Origin of the sequence: Roseofilum capinflatum BLCC-M114 (assembly GCF_030068505.1) — a bacterium.
GTDB classification, from domain to species: Bacteria; Cyanobacteriota; Cyanobacteriia; order Cyanobacteriales; family Desertifilaceae; genus Roseofilum; species Roseofilum capinflatum.
Map to the genome: position 1 here is coordinate 1 of NZ_JAQOSO010000005.1, position 5,464 is coordinate 5,464.

The 5,464-nt window shown below is 44.1% G+C and carries 3 protein-coding genes and 1 pseudogene; all 4 read left to right on the plus strand.

The annotated features are described in order from the left end of the window. The first annotated feature begins 182 nt into the window (after nt 1–182). Nucleotides 183–779, plus strand: a complete 597-nt coding sequence (locus tag PMG25_RS01675; protein ID WP_283765180.1) for a Uma2 family endonuclease — start codon at nt 183–185, stop codon at nt 777–779. 9 nt (nt 780–788) lie between these two features. After that, nucleotides 789–1,298: a type II toxin-antitoxin system VapC family toxin gene (locus PMG25_RS01680; protein WP_283754194.1), complete on the plus strand. Its 510-nt coding sequence runs from the start codon at nt 789–791 to the stop codon at nt 1,296–1,298. Further along, nucleotides 1,288–1,479, plus strand: a complete 192-nt coding sequence (locus tag PMG25_RS01685; RefSeq protein WP_283754193.1) for a hypothetical protein — start codon at nt 1,288–1,290, stop codon at nt 1,477–1,479. Before PMG25_RS01680 ends, PMG25_RS01685 begins: the two co-directional genes overlap by 11 nt. Nucleotides 1,480–1,576: 97 nt before the next feature. Beyond that, a pseudogene (locus PMG25_RS01690) lies at nt 1,577–5,365 on the plus strand (Eco57I restriction-modification methylase domain-containing protein). Nucleotides 5,366–5,464 lie beyond the last annotated feature (99 nt).

Here is a 5,464-nt window from a genome sequence, read left to right on the forward strand (position 1 = left end):
GGACTTTTCTCCCCTTCTCCCGTGGGAGAAGGGGTTGGGGGAAGAGGGCACAACCGTGGGATTTGTAGCAGTGCCCACCTACCCGATCTCACTACATTGCGATCGCCCCAACACCCCTTTTTAATAGGGATTTAGGACGATCTTCAAGGCTCAGAACAAGACAAAAATATAGGAGGTGAAATATGGTTACTGCCATCACAAAACAGAGCGCAATTGAAGAGTATCTAGAACAGGAAAATCGGAACATTGACAAAAGCGAGTTTATTCAAGGAGAAATCATCAAAATGGCGGGTGCATCGGCGAATCATAATCGGTTAACCTTCAATTTAAGTCGCTTACTACCCCTAGAAGTGGGCGATCGCAATTATGAGGTGTTTGTCAGTGATATGCGCTTGTGGCTGCCTGCATTCGAGAGTTATGTTTATCCCGATGTCCTCGTCATTGAAGGAGAGCCAAATTTTACCGACAGCAAACAGATGGCGGTGACGAATCCCTGTTTCATTGCTGAAGTCTTATCCGCTTCCACAGAAGGGTTTGATAAAAACCAGAAATTTACCCTCTATCGCTCCATTCCCCAGCTACAGGAATATCTGTTAATCGATCAATTTACCTATCGTGTCGAACTCTATCGTAAGGTGGGCGAGCATCAATGGCTGCTCACCGAGTTGATGGGCGAAGAGGCGATCGTAGAATTGCAGTCCGTTAATGTTACAATTAAATTGTCCGATCTGTATAAGCGAGTCCAATTTCAGCAATCCACGGAAAATACAGGAGATTAGGAGAGAAACATGGCAACCAAAGAGGTTTATAATATTATGCCTAGCGTTTACGTTGAAACCTCTGTTATTAGCTACCTCACAGCACGTCCTAGTCGTGACCTTATTATTGCTGGGCATCAACAAATTACTAGCGAGTGGTGGGTAACTGAGCGTCCTAAATTTGAGATTTATATTTCAGAACTCGTTATTCAAGAAGCTCGTAGGGGAGACCCTAATGCTGCACAAGAAAGATTAGACTTACTGGAAACCCTAGCTGCTTTAAAAATTTCTCCTCTTGCCCTAGAACTGTCTGAACTCTTTTTAAGGAAGGCTACTATTCCCCAAACAGCAGCAGCAGATTCTCTGCATATTGCGATAAGTGTGATCAATGGGATGGATTATTTACTCACTTGGAATTGCAAACATATTGCCAATGCCATAACCCGAAAAAAGATTGAACAAATCTGTCGTGAAAGAGGTTATGAACCCTCAGTTATTTGTACCCCTGAAGAATTAATGGAGGATAATGATGAAACCTGACTCTATTGTTGAAGAAGTCCGTCAAGCACGAAGGGCGTATATGGAGGAGTGCAATAACGATCTACAAGCGCTATATGAAGATCTCAAACGTCAGGAAGAACAAAGTCAGAGAACTTACTATGCTTTTGCTCCAAAACCCTCTCCTTTTCAACTTACAGGAACTTCTTCTAGCCAGCAGTAGGGTGCGTTAGCGAAGCGCAGGGCACCAATCCTCTATATATGGGTTCCATCGTAATTCCCATTCCCCTATTCCCCCACTCCCCCACTCCCCCATACTCATGAAACTCAATCGTAAACGTACCGAAAATTATCTGAAAACCTTTGACTTTGAGTCCTTATTTATCGAAGAACTCGGTTGGGATACCCTAGATCATCTCCAGATCCCCCTTGAGGTGCAGGAGCAGATTTTTCCGGTGGAAACTATTGCCCAAAAACGCGGGTTTACCGTTTATCAGTGTGTTAGTGAAATCATTCCAGAGCGCAAGGTACAACGACAGTTAGATCGGCAGTTAACCGAGTATTCCCAATCCCATTTACTCATTTTTACCGATCAGGCGCAAACCAAACAGGTTTGGATGTGGGTGAAGCAGGAACCGGGGCAAACGCCAAAACCTAGATTTCATACTTATACGGTGGGGAAAGCGGCAGAAGCTTTAATTCAGAAGCTAGAAGCCTTAGCCGTTGATATTTCCGAAGAAGAGGATTTAACCCTGGTGGATGTGGTGCAACGGGTGAAATCAGGCTTTAATATTGAACAGGTTACGAAGCAATTTTTTCAGGATTTTGAGGGATTACATCAGAATTTTTGTCTGGAGATTGAAGGGATAGAAGATAGCGGCGATCGCCGGTGGTATGCTTCCGTATTATTGAACCGGTTGATGTTTGTCTATTTCTTGCAAAGACGGTATTTCCTCGATGGGGGCAACAGCGAATATTTACAGCATAAGTTAGCAGAGTGTCAGGAGAGCGATCGCCCGTTTTATGGCTTTCTCAAGGATCTGTTCTTTGAAGGGTTTGCCAAGCTAGAAGCCGATCGCCATCCAGAGATTCGGCAGCGCTTAGGCAAAATTTGTTACCTGAATGGCGGCTTGTTTCTGCGTCATGCCATTGAGCAGAAGTATCCCCAGATTGAGATTAAAAATCAAGCCTTTCGTCATGTTTTGGATTTATTTAGTCGCTATTCCTGGCACTTAAACGATCGCCCCGATGCGGAGAAAGAGAGTAACGAAATTAACCCCGATGTCCTCGGCTATATTTTCGAGAAGTATATCAATCAAAAGGAGTTTGGAGCCTATTATACCCGTCCGCAAATCACGGAATATTTATGCGATCGCACGATTAACAAATTAATTTTAGACCGGGTAAATCGTCGCGCCAACCAAGCATTCACGGGGATAGAGCAGCTTTTAGAGGGCTTAGATGACTCCCTTTGTCACCTGCTCCTCAAGGACATTTTACCCCAATTATCCTTACTCGATCCCGCTTGTGGTTCTGGGGCATTTTTAGTCGCAGCCATGAAGACATTAATCCCCATTTATCAGCAAGTTATCAATCGCGTAGCTCACTCCACAGATGAGAAGTTAAGCGTCGATTCCCCTAAATCCCCCTTAAAAAGGGAGACTTTCGCTAATGCCCCCTTTTTTAAGGGGGGTTGGGGGGATCAAAACATACCTCATAATAGCGAAAACGGCCATAACTCCCTAGAGTATTACATCAAAAAGCGGATTATTACCGATAATCTCTATGGGGTAGATATCATGGAAGAAGCCACAGAAATTGCTAAATTGCGCTTGTTTTTGGCGCTGGTGGCTTCTGTGGAGCGGGTAGAAGATCTCGAACCCTTGCCCAATGTGGATTTTAACATTATGGCGGGCAATTCTCTGATGGGTTTGATTCGGGTGGATGGGGATGCGTTTAATCGGTTGGGTGCAGATCAAAAGCAGACATCAGCCATTGAACCGACTCAGCTTAATTTGTTGGGGAAAACCTTTATTCAGGGCAATTTATTAAACTCCCTAGCCGCTTCTGAATATGAGAAGATTCTCGCGGAGAAGAACAAGAGTATTGAGCTGTACAAAAAACACGCTTTTTTATCGGATGAGCAACGGGATGCGGAGGAGCGATCGAAGGATCAAAGTATTTTGGCACTCAGAAATCATATCGATGAGATTAACCGGGAGTCCCAGGTTAAACTGAATCAGATTTTGTTAGATGAGTTTAGTACGAAGTTGGGGATTAAATATGAGGAAGCGCAACTGCAAGGGAAGCCGAAGAAGCGGGTGCTAAACCGGGCAGATATCGATGCTCTGGAGCCGTTCCATTGGGGCTATCATTTTGATAAGGTGTTTGCGCGGGGTGGGTTTGATGCGATTATTGCCAATCCGCCTTGGGAGATTTTCAAGCCTCAAGCCAAAGAGTTTTTTGCTCGCTACAGTGCTTTGGTGACCAAAAATAAGATGGATATTAAAACCTTTGAGAAGGAGCAGGAAAAACTGTTGCAAGATCCAGAAGTTGCCGCAGCTTGGTGCGAGTATAAAAGTCAGTTTCCCCATGTGAGTTTGTATTATCGCTCGGCTCAAGAGTATCAGAATCAAATTTCGGTGGTAAATGGACGCAAGCAGGGGACAGATATTAATCTTTATAAGTTGTTCCTAGAGCGTTGTTTTCATTTGTTGCGCTCAGGGGGAGAATGTGGGATTGTGATTCCGAGCGGCATTTATACGGATTTAGGAACGAAACAACTTCGAGAACTGCTGTTTTCCCAAACTCAAGTAACGGGGTTGTTTTGTTTTGAGAATCGCAAAGAAATTTTTGAAGGGGTTCACCGTAGTTTTAAGTTTGTGGTGTTGAGCTTTGAGAAAGGGGGAAAAACCCAATCTTTCCCGACTCGGTTTACAGCGCTTTGCGCTGTATCGGTGGACAGTAGGAAAAGATCCCCCCTTGCCCCCCTTAAAAAGGGGGGAATAGGAAAGTCCCCCTTTTTAAGGGGGATTTAGGGGGATCAAGATGTCCCACATAACAGCGAAAACTGCTGTATGCGTCATGAGGTGCAGGAGTTGTTAGATTTTCCGGGAGCGGATGATATTCATTTAGATGTGGATCTGATTCGTCGTTTGTCTCCGGATTCTCTGTCGGTGATGGAGTTTAAGAGCGAGATGGATGTGCAAATTGCCCAGAAGATGACGCGCTTTCCGTTGTTGGGTGAAACCATTGCAGGCAAATGGAATTTAAAGCTTACTCGTGAATTTGATATGACGAATGATAGTCATTTATTCAAGACTGAGCCAGGGGAAGGGCGATTACCGCTTTATGAAGGTAAGATGATCCACCAATTTACCCATCTTTGGGGTAAACCTAAGTATTGGCTTGATGAACAAGAAGCTAAAGATGTCTTATTGCCCAAAAGATTAAAATCGATTCAAAAGGAGTGTAAAAAATATGATTTAGAGGAACCTAAAGTTGAAGAAATTCTACTAGATTACAATTCTTATAGAATTGCTTTCAGAGATGTGGCGGCAAGCACCAATGAACGAACAGCAATTTCTACGATTTTACCCCCTAATGTTTTTTGTCCGCATACAATGTCATTAGAGCAAGTTTATACTTGTCAATTTCTAGGGAATGAGTTTAACGTCAACACTTCTATCTTGAATAATAAATATCGTCTCTTTATCTGTACATTGATGAATTCTTTTATTTTTGATTGTTGGATACGTCGTAGCATAACGGCTCATGTTTCGTTTTTCTTTGTATACAATACTCCTATTCCCCGTCTACAAGAAGGAGATCCTTGGTTCAATCCCATTGTGGAGAGAGCGGCTAAACTGATTTGCACCACCCCCGAATTTGACGACTTAGCCGCAGAAGTGGGCTTAGGTTCCCACCACAACGGCGTTACCGATGAAACGGAACGGGGCAAACTGAGGGCAGAACTCGACGGCATCATTGCCCATTTATACGGTCTCACCGCCACCGAATTTGCCCATATTTTAACCACGTTCCCCATCGTTGCTGACGAGGTGAAACAAGCTGCCCTCAATGCCTATCGGGATGTGCCCTCTCCCTAAATCCCTCTCCCACTCCGAGAGGGACTTTCTTTCCTTCTCCCACAGGAGCTAATCCTGTAGGGGTTTAATGGAACTACAATTTGGTATGTAGGGGCGTTT

Bases quoted from the DNA above. Each gene is read 5' to 3' on its own strand.
- PMG25_RS01675 (WP_283765180.1), top strand. From the start codon at position 183: ATGGTTACTGCCATCACAAAACAGAGCGCAATTGAAGAGTATCTAGAA.
- PMG25_RS01680 (WP_283754194.1), top strand. From the start codon at position 789: ATGGCAACCAAAGAGGTTTATAATATTATGCCTAGCGTTTACGTTGAA.
- PMG25_RS01685 (WP_283754193.1), top strand. From the start codon at position 1,288: ATGAAACCTGACTCTATTGTTGAAGAAGTCCGTCAAGCACGAAGGGCG.